Below are 22,306 nucleotides of genomic sequence, written 5' to 3' on the forward strand. Positions count from 1 at the left end.
GAGGCTGGAGGCATGCCCGTCCGCAGCGCCGCCCTCCTGCTGTACCGTCGCCGCGCCGCCGTCGAGGTCTGGATCGCCCACATGGGCGGTCCGTTCTGGGCGAGCAAGGACGAGGGCGCGTGGTCGCTGCCGAAGGGCATCGTGGAGGCCGACGACCGGGGCGACGAGCTGTCCGCCGCCCGCCGGGAGTTCGCCGAGGAGATCGGCTCCCCCGCTCCGGACGCCGACTATGTCGCGCTCGGCGATTTCCGCGGATCCGGCAAGACGATCGTCGTGTTCGCGGCTGAAGCGGAGTTCGACCCGGAGGCCGTCCGGAGCAACACGTTCGAGCTGGAATGGCCTCCGCGTTCCGGCCGGATGCGCACGTTCCCCGAGGTCGACGACGCGCGCTGGTTCTCGGTGGACGACGCCCGCACGAAGCTGACGAAAGCCCAGCGGCCCATTCTGGACGCGCTGCTCGCCCACCTCGACGACGACGCGGAAATCCACTAGTCAGCGCAGGCTCCGCGCGCCGTAGGGTAGGCCCCATCAGGGGGCGGAACCCGAAGGAGGGGCTGTGGCGAAGAGCAAGGCCGAGAAGGCAGCCGAGAAGGCGCTCGACGCGGCGCGGGTCGCCGTCGGCGAAGCGGAGCAGGCGGTCAAGAAGCTCGACAAGAAGACACGGCGGGATGCGGAGGACCTGGCCGACCGCCTCCAGCAGGCCGCGAAGGACGCCAAGAAGGCCGTCCGCCGGGCGAAGAAGACCGCGGACGACGCCCGCACCTCGGCGAAGCAGATCGTCGAGCATGTCGCGGCGCCCGCGTCGAGCACCGGCATCCCGACGTTCCGTGAGCTGCGCGACCGGGCGAAGGCGCGCGGCATCCAGGGGTACTCGCGGATGAACAAGGCCCAGCTGCTGCACGCGCTGGGCGAGGGATGATCGCGGCGTCCGTTCACCGGCGCTTTACCCGGCGCCCGTAGCGTGCGGCCGTGGCCGATGATCCCCTGACCGACGTGCCCGACAGCGACGTGCCCGACAGCGACGTGCCTGCCAGCGACGTGCCCGGCAGCGAGGTGCCGGCCGCCGGGCTGCCCCGGACCGGCCTGCTGCTGCGGTCGGAGGACGCGCCTCCCGCGCGGACGCTGATCGACATCCTGACCGAGACCGCGCGCCGCTTCCCCGACGCCTCCGCGCTGGAGGACGCGACCGGCGCGCTGAGCTACCGCGAACTCCTCGCCCGGGTCGCCGCGGGCGCCGCGCGCCTGCACGAGAACGGCGTCTCGCCGGGGGACCGGGTGGGCGTGAGGATGAGCTCGGGCAGCCGCGAACTGTACCTCGCGATCCTGAGCGTGCTCGCCGCCGGCGCGGCATACGTCCCCGTGGATGCCGACGACCCGCAGGAGCGCGCCGATCTGGTGTTCGGCGAGGCCGCCGTCCGTGCGGTCCTGACGGACGGCGGCCTCGTGCTGGCGGGCGAGGATCAGCCGCGGCAGGTGCTCCGCGACGCGCCGCATCCCTCGACGGCCGCGCTTCCGGTCGTCGCCCCGCCCGGGCCGGAGGACGACGCCTGGATCATCTTCACTTCCGGCTCGACCGGCACCCCGAAGGGCGTCGCTGTCCGTCACCGGTCCGCTGCCGCTTTCGTGGATGCCGAGTCGCGGCTGTTCCTGCAGGACGAGCCGGTGGGCCCGCAGGACCGCGTGCTCGCGGGTCTCTCGGTGGCGTTCGACGCCTCCTGCGAGGAGATGTGGCTGGCCTGGGCGCACGGCGCCTGCCTGGTGCCTGCTCCCCGTGCGCTTGTGAGGACCGGCATGGACCTGGGCCCGTGGCTGTCCGCCCGCCGGATCACCGTCGTCTCCACCGTCCCCACCCTGGCCGCGCTCTGGCCGGTGGATGCGCTGGACAGCGTCCGGCTGCTCATCTTCGGCGGCGAGGCCTGCCCTCCCGAACTGGTGAGCCGGCTGGCCGTCGCCGGCCGCGAGGTCTGGAACACCTACGGCCCGACGGAGGCGACCGTCGTCGCCTGCGCGGCCACGCTGACCGCCGGGGAGCCGGTGCGGATCGGGCTGCCCCTCGACGGCTGGGACCTCGCGGTCGTCGATGCGGAGGGCCGCCCGGTCGCCGACGGCGAGAGCGGAGAGCTCGTGATCGGCGGGGTCGGCCTCGCCCGCTATCTCGATCCGGCCAAGGACGCGGAGAAGTACGCGCCGATGCCGACCCTCGGCTGGGATCGGGCGTACCGCAGCGGCGACCTGGTGCGGTTCGACCCGGCCGGGCTGTTCTACCTGGGCCGCGCAGACGACCAGGTCAAGGTCGGCGGGCGGCGGATCGAGCTGGGCGAGGTGGAGGCCGCACTGCAGCAGCTCCCCGGAGTGTCCGGGGCCGCCGCAGCCGTTCGGCGGTCGGCCGCCGGGAACGATGTCCTGGTCGGCTATCTCGCGGTGCCGGACACCGCCGTCTTCGACCGTGCGGCCTCGCTCGCCCACCTGCGCGAGACGTTGCCTGCCGCTCTCGTGCCCCTCCTCGCCGTGGTGGACGAGCTGCCGGTGCGCACCTCCGGCAAGGTCGACAAGGCCGCTCTGCCGTGGCCGCTGGAGGACACCGGCTCCGATGGCGTGACCACCGACGATCCCGTCGCCTCGGCCCTCGCAGCGGACTGGCGCAGCGTCCTGGGGCTCCCGGTCACCGGCTCCGACGACAACTTCTTCGACCTCGGCGGCGGTTCGCTGGCCGCGGCGCAGCTGGTGTCGCTGATCCGACGCCGGCATCCGGACATCACCGTCGCGGATGTGTATGCGACGCCGCGCTTCGGCGCGATGGCGCAGGCGCTGGCGGAGAGCTCGCCGTCGTCGTCCGCCGCATCCACGCACGTGGTGCCGCCGACTCCGCTGCGGATGCGCGCGCTGCAGACCGTTCTGGGCATCCCGCTGTTCATCCTGGGCGGCATCCGCTGGCTGCTGTACCTGCTGACCGCCTCCGCCCTGCTTCGGCCGCTCGGCGGCTTCGACGTGCTCCCGGCGGCGGACCCGGTGTGGCTCGTCGCCGGCCTGCTCGTGTTCGTGACGCCGTGGGGCCGCATGGCGATCTCGGTGGTCGCATCCCGGCTGCTCCTCCTCGGGGTGCGGGCCGGCGATCATCCCCGCGGCGGCGGTGTCCACCTCCGGCTGTGGCTGGCCGAGCAGGTCGCCCACCAGATCGGCGCCGCGAGCCTCGCCGGCGCCCCGTGGATCCTCTACTACGCCCGCGCGCTCGGTGCGACGATCGACCGCGGGGTCGACCTGCACGCGCTGCCGCCGGTGACCGGGATGCTCCGCATCGGAGCGGGCGCCTCCATCGAGCCGGAGGTCGACCTGGCCGGGTACTGGATCGACGGCGACGTCGTGCGGATCGGTGAGATCCGCATCGGAGCGGGCAGTTCGGTCGGAGCCAGGAGCTCCCTCATGCCGGGGACGAAGATCGGACGCAATGCGACCGTCGCCCCGGGCTCCGCGGTGTTCGGGCGCGTGCCGGCCGGCCAGAACTGGTCCGGCTCCCCGGCCGTGCGTATCGGGCGGGCGCACGACTGGTGGCCGCAGGAGCGCCCGCAGCGCCGGACCAGATGGCTCGCCGCCTACGCCCTGTCGTCCGTCGTGGTGTCCCTGGTGCCGGTCGTGGCGCTCGCGGCGGGGGCGGCGGTCGTCGCCGCGTTCCTCCGCGGCGCGACCGGCTGGGGCGACGTGATCGGGGGCGCCGCCGCCGGGCTGGTCCCCGCGACGCTCGTCTCCGGCGTGGTGCTGGCGGCGCTGGTCGTCGTGCTCGTCCGCCTGCTCGGCATCGGGATGCGCGAGGGCGTATTCCCCGTCCGCAGCCGCACGGGGTGGCAGGCGTGGTCGACGGAGCGCCTGCTCGACCAGGCGCGCACGGTGTTGTTCCCGCTGTACTCCAGCCTGTTCACCCCGGTCTGGCTGCGGATGCTCGGAGCGCGGGTGGGCGGCGACGTCGAGGCGTCGACCGTGCTGCTCCTCCCCCGCATGACGCGCATCCGCGACGGCGCCTTCCTCGCGGACGACACCCTGGTGGCCTCGTACGAGCTCGGCGGCGGCTACGTCCGCATCGCCGCGGTGGACATCGGCGCCCGCGCCTTCCTCGGCAACTCGGGCATGGCCGGCGCAGGGAATCGCGTGCCGCGCGACGGTCTGGTCGCCGTGCTGTCGTTCGCCCCGCGGAAGGCGAAGGCCGGGACCTCGTGGCTCGGCTCGCCGCCGGTGAAGCTGCGCCGCCAGACGCAGGACGCCGACCTCACGCGCACCTTCGATCCGCCGACGCGGCTGCGCGTCGCGCGCACCGCCTGGGAGCTCCTGCGCATCGTTCCCGTCATCGTGACCTACGCCATCGGGCTGGCGGTCGTGATCGCACTGGGCGCCGCGGAGGCGGCCTGGGGTCCGGTCTGGGCGATCGTGCTCGGCGGACCCGTGCTGCTCGCCGCCGGCGCCGTCGCGGCCGCGCTCAGCACCGCGGCCAAGTGGGCGCTGATCGGGAGGCTGAAGCCGGGCGAGCATCCGCTCTGGTCGTCGTTCGTGTGGCGCAGCGAGGTGTCGGACACCTTCACCGAGATGGTGGCGGCGCCCTGGTTCGCCTGGGCGGCCTCCGGAACTCCCGCCCTGGTCTGGTGGCTGCGCAGCCTCGGCGCCCGCATCGGCTCCGGCGTGTGGATCGACAGCTACTGGCTGCCGGAGGCCGATCTGGTGACGCTGGGCGACGCATCCACCGTCAATCGGGGCTGCGTCGTGCAGACGCACCTGTTCCATGATCGAATCATGAGCATGGACCAGGTCACCATCGAACGCGGCGGAACGCTCGGGCCGCACAGCGTCATCCTGCCCGCCGCCGACATCGGCGCCGACGCGACCGTCGGGCCCGCCTCTCTCGTGATGCGCGGAGAGACGGTGCCCGCGGGCAGCCGCTGGAGCGGCAACCCGATCGGTCCGTGGCGCGAGGTCGTCGTGCGCGAGTACCGGGCGCGGGCCGGCGGATGACCGACGGATCACCGCACGTCTACCTCCCGCGCTCCGGCACCGACGACTTCTCGGTCCTCCGGTACGACCTGGACCTCGACTACCGGGTGGCGACGAACCGATTGGATGCGACGGCGACGATCCGCGCGCGCGCCGAGGTGCCGCTCGCCGCGATCGTCCTCGACCTCGTCCACCTGAAGGCGAAGAAGGTGCGCGTCGACGGTCAGAAGCGCGCCCGCTTCACCCAGAGTCCGACGCATCTGCGGATCACCCCGGCCGCGCCCATCGCGGCCGGCACGGAGTTCGTGGTCGAGATCGCCTACGACGGTTCGCCCGTGCCGCGCCGCAGCCGGTGGGGAGCGCTGGGCTGGGAGGAGCTCACCGACGGCGTGATCGTGGCATCGCAGCCGTCGGGAGCGCCGAGCTGGTTCCCGTGCAACGACCGGCCCTCCGACCGTGCCGCGTACGGCATCCGCGTGACGACGGAGCAGGCGTACACCGTCCTCGCGACGGGCGAACCGACGGGGCACAGCGTGAGCGGCGGCCGTGGAACCTGGACCTTCGAGCGCGAGGAGCCGACGGCGACCTACCTCGCCGCCGTCCAGATCGGCCGCTACACGCTCGAACCGCGCCGGTCCGCCGGAGTGGAGTGGGTGGTGGCGTACCCGCCGGCCCTTGCGCAGCGCGTGCTGCACGACTTCGAGCCCGTCGGCCGGATGCTGGAGAGCTTCCAGGACCTGTTCGGCCCGTACCCGTTCCCGTCCTACACGGTTGTGGTCACGGAGGACCCGCTCGAGATCCCGCTCGAAGCGCAGGCGATGGCGACCTTCGGCTCCTCCCACGCGGACGGCCGCAGCGGGTCGGAGCGGCTCGTCGCGCACGAGCTGGCGCACCAGTGGTTCGGCAACAGCGTCGGTCTCGCCTCCTGGCGCGACATCTGGCTCAACGAGGGCTTCGCCTGCTACGCGGAGTGGCTGTGGTCGGAGGTCTCCGGCGGCATGTCGGCGGCGGCGCACGCGCGCATCCACCACGCCGCGCTCCGGCTCAAGCCGGGCGCGCTCGTCCTCGGCGACCCCGGCCCGGACTCGATGTTCGACGACCGGGTCTACAAGCGCGGGGCGTGCCTGCTGCACGCGTTGCGGATGCGGCTGGGCGACGAGATGTTCTTCGGCCTGCTGCGGACGTGGACGCGCGAGAACCGCTTCCGGACGGTCACCAGCGCGGACTTCGAGGCGCTCGCGGAGCGGTTCTCGGAGGAGCCGCTCGCCGCATTCTTCGACGCCTGGCTGCGGCGGCCGCAGCTGCCCGCGCTGGGGCACTGAGCGGCTGGACGCCGAGCGGCCGAGCGATCAGGCGCCGCGCCGACGACCCGTCGCCACCGTGACCAGGCAGTCGTCCACCTGCGCGGTCCGCAGGGCGTAGCGACGGCCGTCCAGCCGTGCGGAGAGGCGCGCGACGCGCACCGCATCCGGACCAAGGCGCAGTCCGCTCCCCTCGGCCTTGAGCACGGCCTCGACGGCCGTCCACCGGCGGCCGGGGTCGCCACCACCGGGAGCGAGGTCGTCGATCGCGTCGGCGCGGCGACGCAGCTCGTCGAGCGTCTCGGCGTCGATCCCGACGGGACGCCGGGAGGCGACCGCGAACGCGCGCCCGCCGGCGTGCGACAGCGACACGAACCACGGCCGTCGTGCCCCCGCGACGACCGGACGGCCATGCGACAGCCCGCAGTCCGGGCACGTCGCGTCGATCGCGGCGCCATCGGCACCCGCCTGGTCCAGCGCCTGCTGAAGGGCGGAACGGCCGGCCACGAACGCGGCCAGCCCGTCGAGGTCGGCGTGCAACGACGAAAGGCGGTCGCAGTCGCCCGTGGACAGCCGGGAGGCGACGCTCGTGACGAGGGCGGCGTCCACTGACCGGTGCGGGACGACGACGAGAGCGGGCACGATGCCTCCCTCCCGTCGGGTCGTCACGATGCTAGCGCGCTCGGCACCGTTCGTCCGCGCATGCCGGGATGGGAGTGCGGGCCGCCGGTCTCGCTTCCGACGGCCCGCAGCCTGGTGACGGGATCAGCGGGCGGGGCCGCCGGTGCCGTCGTCGAATCGGGGAGCCTCGTGCCGCGCCGCCCGGCGCGGGGAGTCGTCGGCTGCAGCGTTTGGGTCCTGGACCGGGGCCGCCTCCGGAGCCGGAGCTGCCGGAGCGGCGGTGGTCCCGGATGCGGGAGCCGGAGCGGCCGCGGGCGGTGCCGCAGCGTCGGCGCGCGACCCGTCGTCGATGCGGTTGCCGTTGCGGTCCGTCCGCACGTCCGGGTCGACGTGGTCGGCGCGGCGCAGCGCCTCCTCCGACTCGGTGCGGGCCTCAGCTGCGGCACTCTGCCGCTCCTCCGCCTCACGCCGCAGACGTTCGGCGTCGACCTCTGCCTGCTTCGCGTCGGCGGCGGCCCGTGCGGCCTTCGCCTCGCGCTCGCGCGCTTCGAGCTCGGTCTGGGCGGCCGACTGCCGCATCTCCTCCGCCTTGTGCCGATCGGCTTCGCGCTTGCGGTTGCGGCCCACCGTGGCGGCGACGATGGCGATCACGACGATCACGACCACCACGACGACGATGAGGACGATCCATCCGGTTGTGTTCATGCCGTGTCACGGTACCCCCGGCTCCCGGAATAGCTAGGGGATTGAACCATTCGGGTGCCTGCGGGCGATGCAACGGCCTCGCGGACGTAGGGCGGACGGGACTTGAACCCGTGACCGAGGAATTATGAGTTCCCTGCTCTGACCAGCTGAGCTACCGCCCCGATCGTGCGCCGGCTCCGGTCACTCGGGAGCGGGCACGCTGGGGGCCGCATCCGTCACCGGCTCGGCCACCGGCTCCCCACGATACAGGCTTTCGAAGGTGCTGATCGTGGTCTGGATGTCGTGAGCGGCGACGATGCGGAGGGAGGCGCGCTTGAGCACATCGAGCTCCTCCTGCGGCAGGGTGAGCACGCTCTCCAGCTTGTCCGCGAGATCCTGTGCGTCGCCCGGGCGGAACAGGTGCCCGTTCTCCCCCTCGTGCACGAGGTGCGGGAGGGCCATGGCGTCGGCGGCGACGACGGGAAGGGCCGAGGCCATCGCCTCCATCGTCGCGATCGACTGGAGCTCGGCGATCGACGGCATCGCGAAGACGGTCGCCCGCGTATACGCCTGGCGCAGCTCCTCGTCGCTCACATAGCCCAGGAAGTCGACGCGGTCGGCGATGCCGAGGGTCTCGGCCATGGACTGCAGGTTCTTGAGCTGGTCGCCGCCGCCGACGATCTGCAGGCGAGCATCCAGGCTCTCCGGCAGCAGCTTGACCGCGTTGAGCAGCACATCGATCTGCTTCTCGCCGGTGACCCTGCCGACGAAGAGGATGCGGTTGCCCGTGCGCGGCGTGAAGTCGGGGGTGTAGTTGTGGGCGTCGATGCCGCACGACACGGCGTGCACGCCGCGCAGACCCGTCGACGCCTCCAGGAACTCCGCCGCCTTGCGGGTCGGCGTCGTCACCGACTCGGCGCGGTCGAAGCTCTTGCGGGCGTCCGCCCACGCGAGCTTCACGAAGGTCTTGCGCAGGAACTTCGGCAGAAGCGTGAACTCGACGATGTTGTCGGCCATGACGTGATTGGTCGCGACGATGCGGATGCCGCGCTTCTCGGCCTCCGCAGCGAGCCCGCGGCCGACGACGATGTGCGACTGGAAGTGGACGACATCCGGCTTCACCTCGTCGAGGATGCGGCGGGCGTTGGCCTTGCTCATCCACGGAAGGGCGAAGCGCAGCCAGTCGTGCGGATACCAGCGCCAGCTGCGGAGACGGTGGGCCGTCATCTTCTGGCCCTCGTGCTCTTCGATCCAGGTGCCGTGCCTGCGGCTCGCGGCCGGGGCGACGACGTGCACGTCGTGGCCGTGCTCCACCAGGCCGGCGGCGAGGCGCTCGGCGAAACGGGCGGCGCCGTTCACGTCGGGGGCGAAGGTGTCGCACCCCATCACGATGGTCAGCGGCTTCTTCTCGGCCGGGGCGGCAGGGGTCGGATGCGGTCCGCTCGAGTCAGGCACGTGGTTCGTTCCCTCGGTCGTGGGCTTCGGATGGCGAATCCGGCGACGGTGTTCGCGGCCCGGGCAGATGGTCGCGCCCGGTCGTTCAACGCCCTAGTCTAAGCGGCTTTGCTCTGCGACGTCCGCAATGCGGTCGGCCACCGGCGCGTCCGTCGCGCTCTGCGGGTGGTACTTCGCGAGCTGGAACACGCCGAGGATGGCGACGGCTCCCGTCAGCGCGAAGCCGACCATGGCCCACCACGGAGCACCGGCCGCCTCGTTCAGGACGAGGATGCCGATGGTGACGGCCACGAGCGGGTCGATGACGGTGAGACCGGCGATGACGAGGTCCGGCGGGCCGGACGAGTAGGCGTTCTGCACGAAGTAGGCGCCGAGCACCGCCGCGAGCAGCAGAGCGACGATGCAGGCGACCAGGAGCCAGTCCCACTCCTGGTTCGAGATGCGGTCGATCGCGACCTTCGCCAGGGTGGCGACGAAGCCGTAGAGCACGCCGGCGCCGACGATGTAGATGATCGCCTTGAACCGGTGGCGCAGGAACCAGAACAGCGTGCCGAACGCGATCAGCACGACGGCAAGGATGATCAGGATGACGACCAGCGCCTGGCTGGTGACCGGCAGATCCCGCGCGAACACGGCGGCCAGCAGAACGAACGCCCCCACCCCGCTGACGCAGAGGGTGACGGCGATCACGGATTGGTGATTCAGCTTCACCCCGCTCACCCGGGCGTTGAGGATGCTGGTGATGACGAGCCCGACGACGCCGAGCGGCTGCACCAGGATGATCGGCGACAGCTTCAGGCTGACGAGCTGGAAGACGATGGCGAGACCGAGGAGCAGCGTGCCGATCACCCACGACGGGCGGGCGAGCAGGCGACCCATCTGACGGCCGCTGAGACCGCCGTCCGCGTGGCCGGCGATCGACTCGACCTTTGCGACGCCGTGGTGCTGCAGCTGCGCGCCAACGGAGAGGAAGCAGGCACCGACGAGCGCGACCGGGATGCCCAGGAGCTGGCTGGGCTGATACGACAGGTCGAACGCGTCCATCAGTTCCGTTCCCACCCCACGACCCTACCGGGAATGATCCGGATAGTCTTGCTGAATGGCCGTCATCCCCATCCGAATCACCGGTGACCCCGTCCTCCACTCCCCCGCCCTTCCCGTCGCCGAGATCGACGACGAACTGCGCACCCTGGTCGCGGACATGTTCGAGACGATGGACGAGGCCCCCGGCGTCGGGCTCGCCGCACCGCAGGTCGGTGTGCCGCTCCGCCTGTTCGTCTACGGGTGGGCGGACGACGACGACGTCCTGCACCGCGGCGTCGCGATCAACCCGACGCTGTGGCTGAGCCCGCTGCCGGTCGGCGAGCTGGATGAGGACACCGAGTCGGAGGGGTGCCTGTCGTTCCCGGGCGAGCGCTTCCCGCTGCGGAGGGCCGAGCGCGCGATCCTGCAGGCGACCGACCTGGACGGCGCCGAGTACGAGGTGCACGCCGAGGGCTGGCTCGCCCGGATCTTCCAGCACGAGTACGACCACCTCGACGGCGTGCTCTACGTGGACCGGCTGACGCATCCCTACGGCAAGGCGGCGCTGAAGACGCAGCGCAAGAACAGCTGGGGCGTTCCCGGACTGAGCTGGCTGCCGGGGCGCGACCACCTGGAGGACTGACGCCGGACGCGGTCAGCGCCGCAGGTCGACCCCGTGGATGCCGTTGTGGTGGCGCAGCGCAGGGAAGACGACGGACAGCGTGAACCCGACACCGGCGACGGTCTGCGCGTTCAGCGTCCCGCCGAAGAGCGCCGCACGGTCGCGCATCTCCATGATGCCGGCGCCCTCGTAGTGCTCGGTGAGCGCGCGCACGTCGTCGGCGATCGTGTAGGCGGTCGCCTGGTCGACGCCCTCCCGGTCGAGCCCGAGCCGGCGGGCCGCCGCGCGGATGCCGTCGTCCTCGACGCTGACGGCCAGACCCTCCGGCGTCCAGGCGAAGGCGACCGCCGCGTTCGTCCCCGCTCCGCCGTGCTTGAGGGCGTTCTCGAGACTGGTCTGCAGGATGCGGAAGACGGCGAGCTCCGCGCCCGGCCGCAGCTCGAAGCGCTCACCGCTCTCCGTGAAGGTGACGGCGAGCCCGGCGTCCCGCATCACGCGGAACAGGTCGCGCGCCGAGTGGAGGCTGGGCTGGGGCGATGCGGCGTCCTGCGCCTCGCGCGCGACGGCCTGGATGCGGCGGAGGTCGGCCAGCGCGTCGCGCGCGGACGTCTCGAGCACCCCGGCGGAGCGGACCGCCGCGGCGGGGTCGGCCGCGGCCGAATAGCGGACACCCTCGGCCTGGGTCACGAGCCGGGAGACGGACTGGATCGCCACATCCCCCAGGTCGCCGATGATGCGGAACCGGCCGGCCTGCTCGGCGAGGTCGAGTTCGCGGTCGATGCGGTCCCACTCCGACTCCTGGCGGGTGTCGCGCAGGCGCATCCGGCGGCGCCGCTCCCACAGCCAGAGACCGAGGAAGACGAGCGCTCCGATGCCGAGCACGACGGCCGCGAGCAGCATGGGGTCCATCGCCCGTCCTTTCCGCCGCGCGGCTGCGCGGCCCGGTCGATACTACCGGGCCGCGCACGACGACGGACGGGGCTCCGACGCGGCTGTGGAGAACTCCGCGTCGGGCCCGTCTGGGGAGAGCTGGGTCTCGGTCAGGCGCCGTCGCGGTTCGCGCGCAGCACCTCCAGCCGCGCCCGGTACTCCTGCTCGTCGATGTCGCCGTTGGCATAGCGCTGCGCGAGGGTCTTCTCGGCGGAGCGGACGCCTCCGTTCGGGCCCCAGCCGTCGTATCCGCCGCGTGCGGCGGCGGCGCGGCGCCAGCGTCGGCCGGCGAACCCGAAGAGGAGGACGAAGACGAGGATCCAGAAGATCGGGATGAAGATCCACCACCAGCCGACGAACGGCGGGCCGTAGGCGACGGCGCACGGTGCGGCGGCGACGACGGTGGCCAGTGAGCTGAGCATGATGCGTGTCCAATCGTGAGTGATCCGCGCCTGTCGCGGACCGACACCCACAGCCTCGCCGCCTCGCCCCTCGCCCGAATCCGCCCCGGGGTGCGTTCCGGCCTACTCCCCCGGGAGCACAGTCGTGCCGAATGTGCGCTCAGCGGCATCCGAAGCGCACATTCGGCACGAATCTCGCGACCTCAGGACGAGAGACGCACTCTGTCGCGGAGACGGTTCGCGGCCGTACGATGCCCGCATGGTGCACGAGGACGGCCGCCACGCAGGCGACGACGAACGGCCGGACGACGCGGTCGACGACTACGAGAACGATCAAGCGCAGAACCGCGAGTCGCTGGAGCGCGAGGCGGGGCTGACGGCGTTCGGCGGCCCGACTTTCGGCCACCTGTTCGACCAGCAGCCGGACGACGGCGGGTTCGACGCCGAGCACAACCCGTGAGCGGGCTCCGCGCCGGCCGCGTACTCCCCGCGGAGTAGCCGCGAGACTCCCGGCGGGGGACGCTGCACCGGGGTGCCCTGGCTAGCATGAGGAGATGCCCTGGAACGCGCCCCCGGATCCGGGCGCGAGCGCGCGCTTCGGCGACACCCCCGCCGAGCCGCCCGGCTGGGAGCGCACGCCCTGGACGGAGCGCGGACGCCCGCGCGGCGCCCGCTGGTTCGCCGTCGTCGTCGCCGCGCTTCTCCAGCTGCCCGGCATCGCCATCGCGGCCCGCGACGCCCCGCACGACCCGCTGACCCTCGCGTTCTCGGTTCTCGCCTTCGCCGCCTCCTTCGTCCTGCTCGTCGCGCGCCGTCATCCCGGGCCCTCCGTCGTCGCGATCGCCGTGCTCTGCGCCCCCGCGATCGCAGTGACCACCGGACCGCCGTTCTCGGCCGTCCCGCTCGCCTTCGCCGTCGTGACCGCCGTGGTGCGCGGCGCGCGGGTGTGGGTCTGGTGGACGCTGGCCGGCTTCGCGATCGTCGGCCCCGTTGCCGCGTACCTGCTGCGCGGGGATCCGGCCGCGATGCTGCGGCCCCTCATCATCACGCTCATCCTGTGCCTGCTGCTCGGCGTCGGCGAGGCGCTGCGCAACCGGCGGGAGCGCTACCGCGAGGTGGCGCGCCAGATCGCCTCGCGACGCGAGGCCGCCGCGGAGGCCGAGCGACTCCGCATCGCCCGCGAACTGCACGACGTGCTGGCTCATTCCCTCTCGCAGATCAGCGTCCAGGCCGGGGTCGGCCTCCACCTGTTCGACGCGCGGCCGGAGAAGGCCAGGGAGAGCCTGGAGGCGATCAAGACGACCAGCAGCCAGGCCCTCGAGGAGGTGCGCGGCGTCCTCGGCTTCCTCCGCGGCACCGAGGAGCAGGCCGCGCGATCCCCCGAGCCCGACCTCGCCCGCATCCCCGAGCTGGTGAAGACCTACCGCAAGGCCGGCCTGCAGGTCGCGTACAGCACCGACCTGACCTCGACGCCGTCCGCGGCCACCCAGCTCGCGCTGTACCGGATCGTGCAGGAGTCGCTCACGAACGTCGGCCGGCACGCGCAGGCGGCGAACGTCGCGATCAGCCTCACCGAGACCGGCGGCTGGTATGTGCTGACGATCCGCGACGACGGCCGCGGGCTGCCGACCGCGAGCGGCGACGGCCGCACCTCCGCTGAGTTCGCGGCGGCCGGCGTCGGTCGCGGCGGCCGGGGCATGGTCGGGATGCGCGAGCGCGCCGAGCTGCTCGGCGGCCGGTTCGACGTGCGACCGGCCGAGGGCGGAGGGCTTCTCGTGGAGGCGCGCATCCCCGTCTCCTCCCCGCGCACCGCGCCGACGGCGGCCGCGTCGTGATCCGGGTGCTGCTCGCGGACGACCAGTTGCTGGTCCGTGCCGGCTTCCGCGCCCTGCTGGAGGCCGAGGACGATGTCGAGATCGTCGGAGAGGCCGGGACCGGCCGCGCGGCGGTGGACCTCGTGCGGCAGACCCATCCCGACGTCGTGCTCATGGACATCCGGATGCCCGACGGCGACGGGCTGTGGGCGACCGGCGAGATCGTCGCCGATCCCGCGCTGTCCGGCACCCGCATCGTCATCGTGACGACCTTCGAGCTGGACGAGTACGTCGCCCAGGCGATCATCGCGGGCGCGAGCGGGTTCCTGGTGAAGGACACCGAGCCCGTCGAGCTCATCCGCGCCGTGCACGTCGTCGCCGACGGCGACGCGCTGCTCTCGCCCGGTGTGACGCGCCGGCTCATCGAGCGCGTGTCGAGCGGCCTGCGGCCCGCACCGGACGCCGCGGCGCTGCCACAGCTCACCGAGCGCGAGCGCGAGGTGCTGACGCTCGTCGCGCACGGCCTGACGAACACCGAGATCGGCGAACGGCTCTTCCTCAGCCCGCTCACCGCCAAGACCCACGTCTCACGGATCATGACCAAGCTGGATGCGCGCGACCGCGTGCACCTCGTCGTCCTCGCCTACGAGACCGGCCTGGTCCAGCCCGGCTGGCAGTAGGCCAGCGGGAGATCCGGCCGGCGGGACAGCCACCGGCAGCGACGAAAACCCCCGGCCTTCCGAAGAAGGCCGGGGGTTCACAACGCTCCCCGACTTGGACTCGAACCAAGAACCTGCCGGTTAACAGCCGGCTGCTCTGCCAATTGAGCTATCGAGGAATGCTTGATCAGCGAAGCTACTCTAGCAAGAGTCGCGGCCGCGGGAGAAATCGGGGCTGCATCCCGCGCGCGTCCAGGCTCAGTACCCCGCCGCGGGGTCCACGACGCCCACGAAACGGCCGTCGTCGAGGAAGGCACGGACGTTCAGACGGATGCGCTCGGCGAGCAGCGGGGCTGTCATCTCGGGGGTGTCCGCCTGGTGCGGCGTGATGATGACGTTCGGCTCGTCCCACAGCGGGTGCCCGTCGGGCAGCGGCTCCGGGTCCGTCACGTCGATGCCCGCCCCCGCGATCGTGCCGGAGCGGAGCGCGGCGAGCAGCGCATCCGTGTCGACCAGTCCGCCGCGGGCGATGTTGACGAGGTAGGCGGTGTCCTTCATCGCGGCGAACTGCTCCGCGCCGAACAGGTGACGCGTTCCGCCGGTGAGGGCGGCGGCGACCACCACGAGATCCGCCGACGGCAGCACCTCGGTCAACCGGTCGGCCGTGACCGTGCGGACGGCGCCCTCGACCGGGGACGCGCTGCGCCGCACGATCGTCACGCGCACGCCGAACGGCTCCAGCAGCCGCATCAGCTCGATGGCGATGCCCCCGGCGCCGACGATCGCGACGTCGAGGCCGTAGAGCGACCGGCCCTCCTGCTCCGTCGCCCACGACCGCGCGCGCACCCGCTTCGGGATCACCCGCAGCAGCGCGAGGCTCAGCACCAGGGCGTGCTCGGCGACCGGCTGGGCGTACGCCCCCTTCGCGCTGGTCCAGATCAGGCCGGGGCGATCCTCCGTCGCCAGCACGTCGGCGAACGCGTCGACACCCGCCCAGGGCAGTTGCACCCAGCCGATGCCGGGATGCGCGTGCAGCACCGCCGGGAAGTCCGCCGCCTGCGTGTTGGACAACCAGACCACGCCGCGCGTTCGGGCGGAGAGCGGCTCGACCGTCCCGCCGGCCGACTCCACGGCATCCACGAACCGCTGCGACGGCTGCGGCAGCACCGCGATCGGCCCGGGTTCCGGCCGCTGATCCTCCGGGAGCGCGGTCGCCTCCACCGCCAGCACCGCGGTGTGATGCGAGCGGGACTCGCCCAGCTCCGTCTCGTCCATTCCGTCCGCGCTCATCGCGTCTCCACCCCTCCGCGCTCGTCGACCGTTCCGGTCTGCTCCGTCGCTCCCGCGCTCTCCGACGCCACCGCAGCCCGGCGGGCCGCTCCGCGCTGCAGACGCCGCTCGGTGCGCCGAGCCGGGGGCTTCAACGCCCGCGCCAGACCGGCGACGAACGGATGCGTCGGGTCGGCGAGCACCTCCTCGATCGGCCCGTAGCCGACGGGACGACCGCCCTGCAGCACGAGCGAGACGTCGGTGGCACGGCGCAGCACCGCGAGGTCGTGACTCACCACGACCGCCGAGAAGTCGGGATGCCCGCGCAGCTGGCCGAGCAGGTCGATCACCGCGTCGCGCACCGTCGCGTCGATCCCGGCCGTCGGCTCGTCGGCGACCAGGATGCTGGGGCCGAGCACGAGCGCACGCGCCAGGGCGACGCGCTGCCGCTGCCCGGAGCTCAGCTCGTACGGGTACTTGTTGAGCACGCTGAGCGGCAGGTGAACGGTGTCGAGCATGGTCGCCGCTCGGGCTCCCGCCGTGCGCCGCGGGTAGCGCTCGTCGCGCTCGAAGATCGGGAGGGTGACGTTGTCCTGCACGCTCAGCGACGGCTCCAACGTCGCCGCGGCCTCCTGCGGCAGGTACCCGACGTGGAAGGTCACCTCGGCCAGGTCGCGCTTGCGCGCCTTCCGCAACGGGTGGCCGAGGACGGACGCCTCACCCCCGCTGATCCGCGGCCCTGGGTCGGACGCGCGTGCGGGGAGCACCCGGCCGGCGAGCACCTGCGCGAGCGTGCTCTTCCCGGAACCGGTCTCGCCCAGCACACCGAGCACCTGGCCCTGCTCGAGATGGAAGCTCACCCCGCGCAGGGCCACGCACGACGCACTGGGCCCCCGCGCTGGATATTCGACGGACAGGTCGCTGACGACGATGGCGGGGACGGGACTCACGTCTTCGACCCTAGGCGCTCTCCCCCTGCAACTGTCGCAGCGCCTCGCGCCGGTCGGCCTGTTCGATCGGATCGGGAACAGGCAAGGAGGCGAGCAGCCGCTGGGTGTACGCCTCGCGCGGGCTGCCGAGCACCTCGACGCCGGTCCCCTCCTCGACGAGCTTCCCGCGGTGCAGCACCGCGATCCGGTCGGCGAGCAGGTCGACGACCGCCAGGTCGTGACTGATGAACAGCGACGCGAATCCGAATTCCCGTTGAAGATCGGCGAACAGCTCCAGCACGCGCGCCTGCACCGACACGTCCAGCGCGGAGGTCGGCTCGTCGGCGATGAGGAGGCTGGGCTCGAGCGCGAGCGCCCGCGCCAGGCTGGCACGCTGACGCTGGCCGCCGGACAGCTCGTGCGGGTAGCGATCGCCGTAGGCACGGGGCAGCTGCACCGCCTCCAGCAGCTCGTCGACGCGACGCCGGGCCTCTCCGGCGGAGCTCGCCCGGCCGTGCACGACCAGCGGCTCTGCCACGCACTCGGCGATGGTGAGCAGCGGGTTGAAGCTCGATGCCGGGTCCTGGAAGACGAAGCCGATCTCGCTGCGCACCTTGCGGAAGCGCCGCTCGCGGACGCCGTTCATCTCCAGGCCGAGCACCTCGAGCGACCCGCCCGTGACCCGGTTGAGCCCCGCGATCGCCCGCCCGATGGTCGTCTTGCCCGACCCAGACTCGCCGACCAGACCGAGCACTTCGCCCGGGCGGATCTCGAACGAGACGCCGTCGACGGCCACGAAGCCAGGGCGGCCGAGCCGGCCCGGATACTGGATGCGCAGGTCGCGCGCCCGCACAACGGGCGCCTCGATCGGCCGTTCGGCCCGCGCGATGGCACGATCCTGCGTTGCCACCAGGCCCTGGCCGATCTTGGGCACGGCGGCGAGCAGAGCGCGCGTGTACTCGGCCTGCGGCGACGAGAACAGCGTCCGCACATCCGCCTGCTCGACCAGCTTGCCCTGGTACATGACCGCGACGCGGTCGGCGAGGTCGGCGACGACGCCCATGTTGTGCGTGATCAGCACGATGGCGGCGCCGAACTCGTCGCGGCACCGGCGCAGCAGGTCGAGGATCTCGGCCTGCACCGTCACATCCAGGGCCGTGGTCGGCTCGTCCGCGACGATGAGGCCGGGGTTGAGCACGAGTGCCATGGCGATGACGATGCGCTGCTTCTGGCCGCCCGAGAACTGGTGCGGGTAGTACTTGACCCGCTTCTCCGGCTCGGGGATGCCGACGCGGCCGAGGATCTCGACCGCACGCTCGCGGGCCTCCTTCTTCGACAGCTTCCCGTGGGCCCGCAGGCCCTCGGCGATCTGCCAGCCGACGGGATACACCGGGTTCAGGGCCGTCGACGGCTCCTGGAACACCATGGCGACATCGGTCCCACGCACCTCCCGCAGCTTGTTCTTGCCGATCGAGATGATGTCCGCCTCGGTCTGGCCGTCGCGGCTGCGGAGGATGACGGCGCCGGACGCCGTCGCTGTCTCGGGCAGCAGCCCGAGGATGGTCTTCGCGGTGACGGTCTTGCCCGACCCGGACTCCCCGACGATCGCCAGCACCTCGCCGGGAGCGACGCTGAGGCTCACCCCGTCGACCGCTTTCACGGCGCCCGCGTCGGTGGAGAAGGAGACCGAGAGGTCCTTGATCTGTACCACGTCGCTCATGGACGCACCTCGATTCCGTGCTCGTCGAACGATTCCCCGCCCTCGAGGCCGTCGACCCCGCCGGGTCCCGCCGTGAGGGTTCCGCCGGGCACGACCGAGGTCTCGGCGACCTCGCCCGACGCGGCCGCCGCCCGACGCCGCCCGCGCAGGCGCGGGTCGGCCAGGTCGTTGAGGCTCTCGCCCACCAGGGTGATGCCCAGCACGACCAGCACGATCGCGAGGCCGGGATAGATGGAGGTCCACCAGATCCCGCTCGTCACGTCGTCCACGGCCTTGTTCAGGTCGTAGCCCCACTCGGCCGCGGCGGTCGGCTCGATGCCGAAGCCCAGGAAGCCGAGGCCCGCCAGGGTGAGGATGGCCTCCGACGAGTTCAAGGTGAAGATCAGCGGTAGCGTCCTGGTCGAGTTGCGCAGCACGTGACGGAACATGATCCGGCTGTTGCTCGCGCCGACGACGCGCGCCGACTCCACGTACGCCTCGGCCTTGATCCGGACGACCTCCGAGCGGATCACCCGGAAGTACTGCGGGATGTACACGACCGTGATCGAGATCGCCGCCGCGAGGATGCCGCCCCACAGGCTGGACTGGCCGCCACTGATCGCGATGGCCATCACGATCGCGAGCAGCAGCGACGGGAACGCGTAGATCGCATCGCAGATGACGACGAGCACGCGGTCGAGCCAGCCGCCGAAGTATCCCGAGACGAGCCCGAGCAGGACGCCGGCGAAGATCGACAGGATGACCGCGACGATGATGACGAGGATCGCCGTCTGCGTTCCCCAGATCACGCGCGAGAACACGTCGTAGCCGCCGGAGGTCGTTCCCCAGATGTGCGCGGCGCTCGGCGGCTGCTGCGCGCCGAACGGCATGCCGTCCGCGCGGAGCTGGGCGAACCCGTACGGCGCGATCAGCGGGGCGAAGACCGAGAGCAGGATGAACAGCGCCGTGATGACGAGGCCGACGACGAGCATCCCGCGCTGCAGGCCGACGCTCTGGCGCAGCTGGTGGACGACGGGGAGGCGCTCCCAGAGCGAGCGCTTGCGGGTGGTGAGAGCCGCTGTCGACATCTCAGTACCTCACTCTCGGGTCGATGAGCGCCGCGATGACGTCGACGATGAAGTTGGTGAGGGTGACCACGATCGCCAGCAGCACGACCATGCCCTGCACGGCGACGAAGTCGCGCGCCTGCAGGTAGTGCACCAGCTGGAAGCCGAGGCCCTTCCACTCGAACGTGGTCTCGGTCAGCACCGCGCCGCCCAGGAGCAGCGCGATCTGCAGGCCGATGACGGTGATGATCGGGATGAGCGCCGGCCGGTAGGCGTGCTTGCGCAGCAGCCGGGACTCGCGCACACCGCGCGAGCGGGCGGCGTCGACATAGTCGGTGGAGAGCGTCCCGATCACGTTGGTGCGCACCAGCCGGAGGAAGACCCCGGCGGTGAGCAGGCCGAGCGCGATGGCCGGGAGGATGGCGTGCAGCAGGACGTCGCCGATGACGGCCGGGTCGCCGGTCTGGAACGCGTCGATGAGGTAGATGCCCGTCTTGTTGTCGAGCGTCTGCATCTCGAGCTCGGAGCTGGTGGACGCACGGCCGGAGACCGGGAGCCAGCCCAGCCAGATCGAGAACACCAGCTTCAGCACGAGGCCGACGAAGAACACCGGCGTCGCGTAGCAGAGGATCGCGAGCACGCGGAGGGTCGCATCCTGGGCCTTGTCACGGAAGTACGCGGCCATGAGCCCGAACGGGATGCCGACGATGAACGCGACGACGAGCGCGTAGAACGCGAGCTCCAGCGTGGCGGCGCCGTACGTCAGCAGGACCTGCGTGACGGGCTGGTTGTCGGTGAAGGTGGTGCCGAAGTCGCCGCGGAGGATCTGCCCGAGGTACTCGAAGTACTGGACGAGGATCGGCCGGTCGTAGCCGGCCTCGTGGACCCGCTGCGCCAGCTGCGCCGGAGGCAGCTTGCCGCCGAGGGCCGCGGTGATCGGGTCGCCCGTCGACCGCATCAGGAAGAAGACGGTGGTGACGAGGATGAAGATGGTGGGAATGATGAGGACGGCGCGCACCAGGATGTAGCGGCCGAGGCCGCCTCCCGATCGCCGCTTCGCCTTCGTCCGGTCGGGACCCGGGGCGGTCCCGGCCGCCGGAGCGCTGACAGTCGCTGTCATGGAAGCCAATCGTGGTGGTTCGTGGAAAGGGGGCGGCTCGCTCCGTGAGCGAGCCACCCCCCGGTTCGGCTCAGAGCTGGTGGCTCAGGGCCGCGTTACTTCGAGAGCGCCGCGTAGCGGAACTTGAAGGACGGGTCGAGCGTCTTGTCGGCGCCGGAGACGCCCTTCGCGACGATCGCGACCTGCGAGCCCTGCAGCAGCGGCAGCGTGCTGAGGTCCGCCCCGACCTTGGCCTGGATCTCCTCGATCAGCTTGGTGCGCTCGGCCTTGTCGGTCGTGCCCGCCTGCTGGGCGATGAGGTCCTGGACTTCCGGGTTGTCGTAGTGGTTCGCCAGGAAGTTGTCCTTGATGAAGAACGGGGACAGGTAGTTGTCGGCGTCCGAGTAGTCCGGGAACCAGCCGAGCTGGTACGCGGGGTAGACGTCGGCGGTGCGGTCCTTCGAGTACTGCACCCACTCGGTGGACTGCAGGTTCACCTTGAACAGGCCGCCGTTCTCCAGCTGCTCCTTGACCAGCGCGTACTCGTCACCGGAGGACGGGCCGTAGTGGTCGGGGTTGTACTGGAGGTTCAGCGACACCGGGGTGGTGACACCGGCCGCCTGCAGGGCCTGCTTGGCCTTGTCGAGGCTCGGTCCGCCGTTGCCGTCGCCGTAGAGGTCCTTGAGCACCGTGGTGGCGCCGGTCAGGCCGTCCGGGACGAACGAGTACAGCGGGGTGTAGGTGCCCTTGTAGACCTGGTCCGCGATCGCCGCGCGGTCGACCAGGTCGGCGGCCGCCTGGCGCACCGCGAGGGCCTTCTTCGCGTCGGCCTCCGGGGTGGTCGCGCCGAACGGCTGGGTGTTGAAGTTGAACACGATGTAGCGGATCTCGCCACCCGGGCCCTTGACGACCTTCACCTTGTTGTTGCCCTCGAGGCTCGCGATGTCCGTGGCCGAGAGGCTGCGGTAGGCGACGTCGATGGCGGTCTTCTGGATGTCGAGCTTGAGGTTCGACGACTCCGCGTAGTACTTGACGTTGACCTTGTCGGTCGCCGGCTTGCCGAGGAGGCCCTTGTAGCCCGAGTAGGCCTTGTAGGCGATCAGGTTGTTGAAGTCGTAGCTCGTGATGTCGTACTGGCCGGCGAACGGGTGGCCCTTGACGATGGTGTTGTCGGGCGTGACCTTGTCGGCCGAGAAGACCTGCTCGTCGACGATCGGACCGGCGGGGCTGGAGAGCACCTGCGGGAAGGTCTGGTCGTTCGGCACCTTGAGCTTGAACACGACGGTCGTCTTGTCCGGAGCCGAGACGCTGTCCAGGTTGGCCAGCAGCGATGCCGGGCCGTTGGGGTCGTTGATCTTGATCTGGCGGTCGAAGGTGAACTTCACGTCCGACGAGGTCAGGTCGTGGCCGTTCGCGAACTTCAGGCCCGGCTTGAGCTTGACCGTGTACTCGGTCGGCGAGGTGAAGTCCGCGCTCTCGGCGATGTCCGGCTTGACGTCGGGGCTGCCGTACGGGGTGTTCAGGAGGAACGGGTACACCTGGTTCATCACGGCGAAGGAGCCGTTGTCGTAGGAACCGGCGGGGTCGATCGACGTGATCTTGTCGGTGGTGCCGATGGTGATGGCGCCACCGCCGCCGCCCGAGCCGTTGTTGCTCCCGTCGCAGCCGGCGAGCACCAGTGCCGCGGCCGCGAACGCGGCGGATACGGCGAGCAGGCGCCGACCGCCGTTGTGTGCGGATGTCATATCCGAATACCTCT

20 protein-coding genes and 2 tRNA genes are annotated in these 22,306 nt (G+C 71.6%); 8 read left to right on the plus strand and 14 right to left on the minus strand.

Annotated elements, in window-relative coordinates:
- The first annotated feature begins 12 nt into the window (after positions 1–12).
- The 4 genes from BLW09_RS08410 (at position 13) to BLW09_RS08425 (ending at position 6,296) form a co-directional block, all read left to right on the plus strand.
- A complete protein-coding gene (locus BLW09_RS08410) occupies positions 13–492 on the plus strand; it encodes an NUDIX domain-containing protein (RefSeq protein ID WP_089911035.1) in 480 nt (159 codons plus the stop codon).
- A 64-nt stretch (positions 493–556) separates the two neighbouring features.
- On the plus strand, positions 557–919 hold the full coding sequence (locus tag BLW09_RS08415; RefSeq protein WP_089911037.1) for a hypothetical protein: 363 nt from the start codon (positions 557–559) through the stop codon (positions 917–919).
- 104 nt (positions 920–1,023) lie between these two features.
- The gene (locus tag BLW09_RS08420) at positions 1,024–4,995 is read left to right on the plus strand and encodes a Pls/PosA family non-ribosomal peptide synthetase (RefSeq protein ID WP_089916722.1); all 3,972 of its coding nucleotides are present in this window, start codon (positions 1,024–1,026) and stop codon (positions 4,993–4,995) included.
- Positions 4,992–6,296 (plus strand): M1 family metallopeptidase, encoded by a 1,305-nt coding sequence (locus BLW09_RS08425; RefSeq protein WP_089911040.1) that lies wholly within the window; start codon positions 4,992–4,994, stop codon positions 6,294–6,296. Before BLW09_RS08420 ends, BLW09_RS08425 begins: the two co-directional genes overlap by 4 nt.
- A gap of 27 nt (positions 6,297–6,323) precedes the next feature.
- On the opposite strand, the gene BLW09_RS08430 is transcribed toward BLW09_RS08425, so the two are convergent.
- The 5 genes from BLW09_RS08430 to BLW09_RS08450 all read right to left on the minus strand — a co-directional run bounded on the left by BLW09_RS08430 (position 6,324) and on the right by BLW09_RS08450 (position 10,094).
- Entirely contained in the window at positions 6,324–6,917 is a 594-nt protein-coding gene (locus tag BLW09_RS08430; protein WP_089916724.1) for a 4'-phosphopantetheinyl transferase family protein, read from the minus strand.
- Positions 6,918–7,040: 123 nt separating this feature from the next.
- Positions 7,041–7,601 (minus strand): hypothetical protein, encoded by a 561-nt coding sequence (locus tag BLW09_RS08435; RefSeq protein ID WP_089911043.1) that lies wholly within the window; start codon positions 7,599–7,601, stop codon positions 7,041–7,043.
- 87 nt (positions 7,602–7,688) lie between these two features.
- Positions 7,689–7,762 (minus strand) — tRNA-Ile (locus BLW09_RS08440).
- A gap of 19 nt (positions 7,763–7,781) precedes the next feature.
- Positions 7,782–9,035, minus strand: a complete 1,254-nt coding sequence (locus BLW09_RS08445; RefSeq protein WP_172824188.1) for a glycosyltransferase — start codon at positions 9,033–9,035, stop codon at positions 7,782–7,784.
- 93 nt (positions 9,036–9,128) lie between these two features.
- Positions 9,129–10,094 carry a multidrug DMT transporter permease gene (locus BLW09_RS08450; protein ID WP_089911046.1) on the minus strand — a complete coding sequence of 322 codons (966 nt, stop codon included), beginning with the start codon at positions 10,092–10,094 and terminating at the stop codon, positions 9,129–9,131.
- 40 nt (positions 10,095–10,134) lie between these two features.
- Here BLW09_RS08450 and def point away from each other — a divergent pair, with 40 nt between their 5' ends.
- Positions 10,135–10,701: a peptide deformylase gene (def, locus tag BLW09_RS08455; RefSeq protein WP_089911049.1), complete on the plus strand. Its 567-nt coding sequence runs from the start codon at positions 10,135–10,137 to the stop codon at positions 10,699–10,701.
- 12 nt (positions 10,702–10,713) lie between these two features.
- Here def and BLW09_RS08460 read toward each other — a convergent pair whose 3' ends face one another.
- Positions 10,714–11,589 carry a sensor histidine kinase gene (locus tag BLW09_RS08460; protein WP_089911052.1) on the minus strand — a complete coding sequence of 292 codons (876 nt, stop codon included), beginning with the start codon at positions 11,587–11,589 and terminating at the stop codon, positions 10,714–10,716.
- 131 nt (positions 11,590–11,720) lie between these two features.
- Complete coding sequence (locus BLW09_RS08465; RefSeq protein ID WP_089911055.1) at positions 11,721–12,032, minus strand: SHOCT domain-containing protein; 312 nt, start codon at positions 12,030–12,032, stop codon at positions 11,721–11,723.
- Positions 12,033–12,270: 238 nt separating this feature from the next.
- On the opposite strand from BLW09_RS08465, the gene BLW09_RS08470 reads away from it, so the two are divergent.
- From BLW09_RS08470 to BLW09_RS08480, 3 genes are all read left to right on the plus strand, one after another.
- On the plus strand, positions 12,271–12,471 hold the full coding sequence (locus tag BLW09_RS08470; RefSeq protein WP_089911058.1) for a hypothetical protein: 201 nt from the start codon (positions 12,271–12,273) through the stop codon (positions 12,469–12,471).
- A gap of 94 nt (positions 12,472–12,565) precedes the next feature.
- Positions 12,566–13,846 (plus strand): histidine kinase, encoded by a 1,281-nt coding sequence (locus BLW09_RS08475; protein ID WP_089911061.1) that lies wholly within the window; start codon positions 12,566–12,568, stop codon positions 13,844–13,846.
- On the plus strand, positions 13,843–14,505 hold the full coding sequence (locus tag BLW09_RS08480; protein WP_089911064.1) for a response regulator: 663 nt from the start codon (positions 13,843–13,845) through the stop codon (positions 14,503–14,505). Before BLW09_RS08475 ends, BLW09_RS08480 begins: the two co-directional genes overlap by 4 nt.
- 85 nt (positions 14,506–14,590) lie before the next feature.
- Here the strand turns inward: BLW09_RS08480 and BLW09_RS08485 are convergent.
- The 7 genes from BLW09_RS08485 to BLW09_RS08515 form a co-directional block, all read right to left on the minus strand.
- Positions 14,591–14,663 (minus strand) — tRNA-Asn (locus BLW09_RS08485).
- A gap of 79 nt (positions 14,664–14,742) precedes the next feature.
- Positions 14,743–15,774: a D-isomer specific 2-hydroxyacid dehydrogenase family protein gene (locus BLW09_RS08490; protein ID WP_231947137.1), complete on the minus strand. Its 1,032-nt coding sequence runs from the start codon at positions 15,772–15,774 to the stop codon at positions 14,743–14,745.
- Complete coding sequence (locus BLW09_RS08495) at positions 15,771–16,703, minus strand: ATP-binding cassette domain-containing protein (protein WP_089911067.1); 933 nt, start codon at positions 16,701–16,703, stop codon at positions 15,771–15,773. Before BLW09_RS08495 ends, BLW09_RS08490 begins: the two co-directional genes overlap by 4 nt.
- 10 nt (positions 16,704–16,713) lie before the next feature.
- Positions 16,714–18,402 carry a dipeptide ABC transporter ATP-binding protein gene (locus BLW09_RS08500; RefSeq protein WP_089911069.1) on the minus strand — a complete coding sequence of 563 codons (1,689 nt, stop codon included), beginning with the start codon at positions 18,400–18,402 and terminating at the stop codon, positions 16,714–16,716.
- A complete protein-coding gene (locus BLW09_RS08505; protein WP_089911072.1) occupies positions 18,399–19,469 on the minus strand; it encodes an ABC transporter permease in 1,071 nt (356 codons plus the stop codon). The genes BLW09_RS08500 and BLW09_RS08505 overlap by 4 nt, the downstream gene beginning before the upstream one ends.
- Position 19,470: 1 nt before the next feature.
- Positions 19,471–20,568: an ABC transporter permease gene (locus BLW09_RS08510; RefSeq protein WP_089911074.1), complete on the minus strand. Its 1,098-nt coding sequence runs from the start codon at positions 20,566–20,568 to the stop codon at positions 19,471–19,473.
- A gap of 95 nt (positions 20,569–20,663) precedes the next feature.
- Positions 20,664–22,292 carry an ABC transporter substrate-binding protein gene (locus BLW09_RS08515; protein ID WP_089911078.1) on the minus strand — a complete coding sequence of 543 codons (1,629 nt, stop codon included), beginning with the start codon at positions 22,290–22,292 and terminating at the stop codon, positions 20,664–20,666.
- Positions 22,293–22,306 lie beyond the last annotated feature (14 nt).

Origin of the sequence: Leifsonia sp. 21MFCrub1.1 (genome assembly GCF_900107895.1) — a bacterium.
Classification (GTDB): domain Bacteria; phylum Actinomycetota; class Actinomycetes; order Actinomycetales; family Microbacteriaceae; genus Leifsonia; species Leifsonia soli.

Coding starts and splice junctions, on each gene's coding strand:
- BLW09_RS08410 (WP_089911035.1), top strand. CDS start 13: ATGCCCGTCCGCAGCGCCGCCCTCCTGCTGTACCGTCGCCGCGCCGCC.
- BLW09_RS08425 (WP_089911040.1), top strand. CDS start 4,992: ATGACCGACGGATCACCGCACGTCTACCTCCCGCGCTCCGGCACCGAC.
- BLW09_RS08435 (WP_089911043.1), bottom strand. CDS start 7,601: ATGAACACAACCGGATGGATCGTCCTCATCGTCGTCGTGGTGGTCGTG.
- def (WP_089911049.1), top strand. CDS start 10,135: ATGGCCGTCATCCCCATCCGAATCACCGGTGACCCCGTCCTCCACTCC.
- BLW09_RS08460 (WP_089911052.1), bottom strand. CDS start 11,589: ATGGACCCCATGCTGCTCGCGGCCGTCGTGCTCGGCATCGGAGCGCTC.
- BLW09_RS08465 (WP_089911055.1), bottom strand. CDS start 12,032: ATGCTCAGCTCACTGGCCACCGTCGTCGCCGCCGCACCGTGCGCCGTC.
- BLW09_RS08470 (WP_089911058.1), top strand. CDS start 12,271: ATGGTGCACGAGGACGGCCGCCACGCAGGCGACGACGAACGGCCGGAC.
- BLW09_RS08475 (WP_089911061.1), top strand. CDS start 12,566: ATGCCCTGGAACGCGCCCCCGGATCCGGGCGCGAGCGCGCGCTTCGGC.
- BLW09_RS08490 (WP_231947137.1), bottom strand. CDS start 15,774: ATGAGCGCGGACGGAATGGACGAGACGGAGCTGGGCGAGTCCCGCTCG.
- BLW09_RS08500 (WP_089911069.1), bottom strand. CDS start 18,402: ATGAGCGACGTGGTACAGATCAAGGACCTCTCGGTCTCCTTCTCCACC.
- BLW09_RS08505 (WP_089911072.1), bottom strand. CDS start 19,469: ATGTCGACAGCGGCTCTCACCACCCGCAAGCGCTCGCTCTGGGAGCGC.
- BLW09_RS08510 (WP_089911074.1), bottom strand. CDS start 20,568: ATGACAGCGACTGTCAGCGCTCCGGCGGCCGGGACCGCCCCGGGTCCC.
- BLW09_RS08515 (WP_089911078.1), bottom strand. CDS start 22,292: ATGACATCCGCACACAACGGCGGTCGGCGCCTGCTCGCCGTATCCGCC.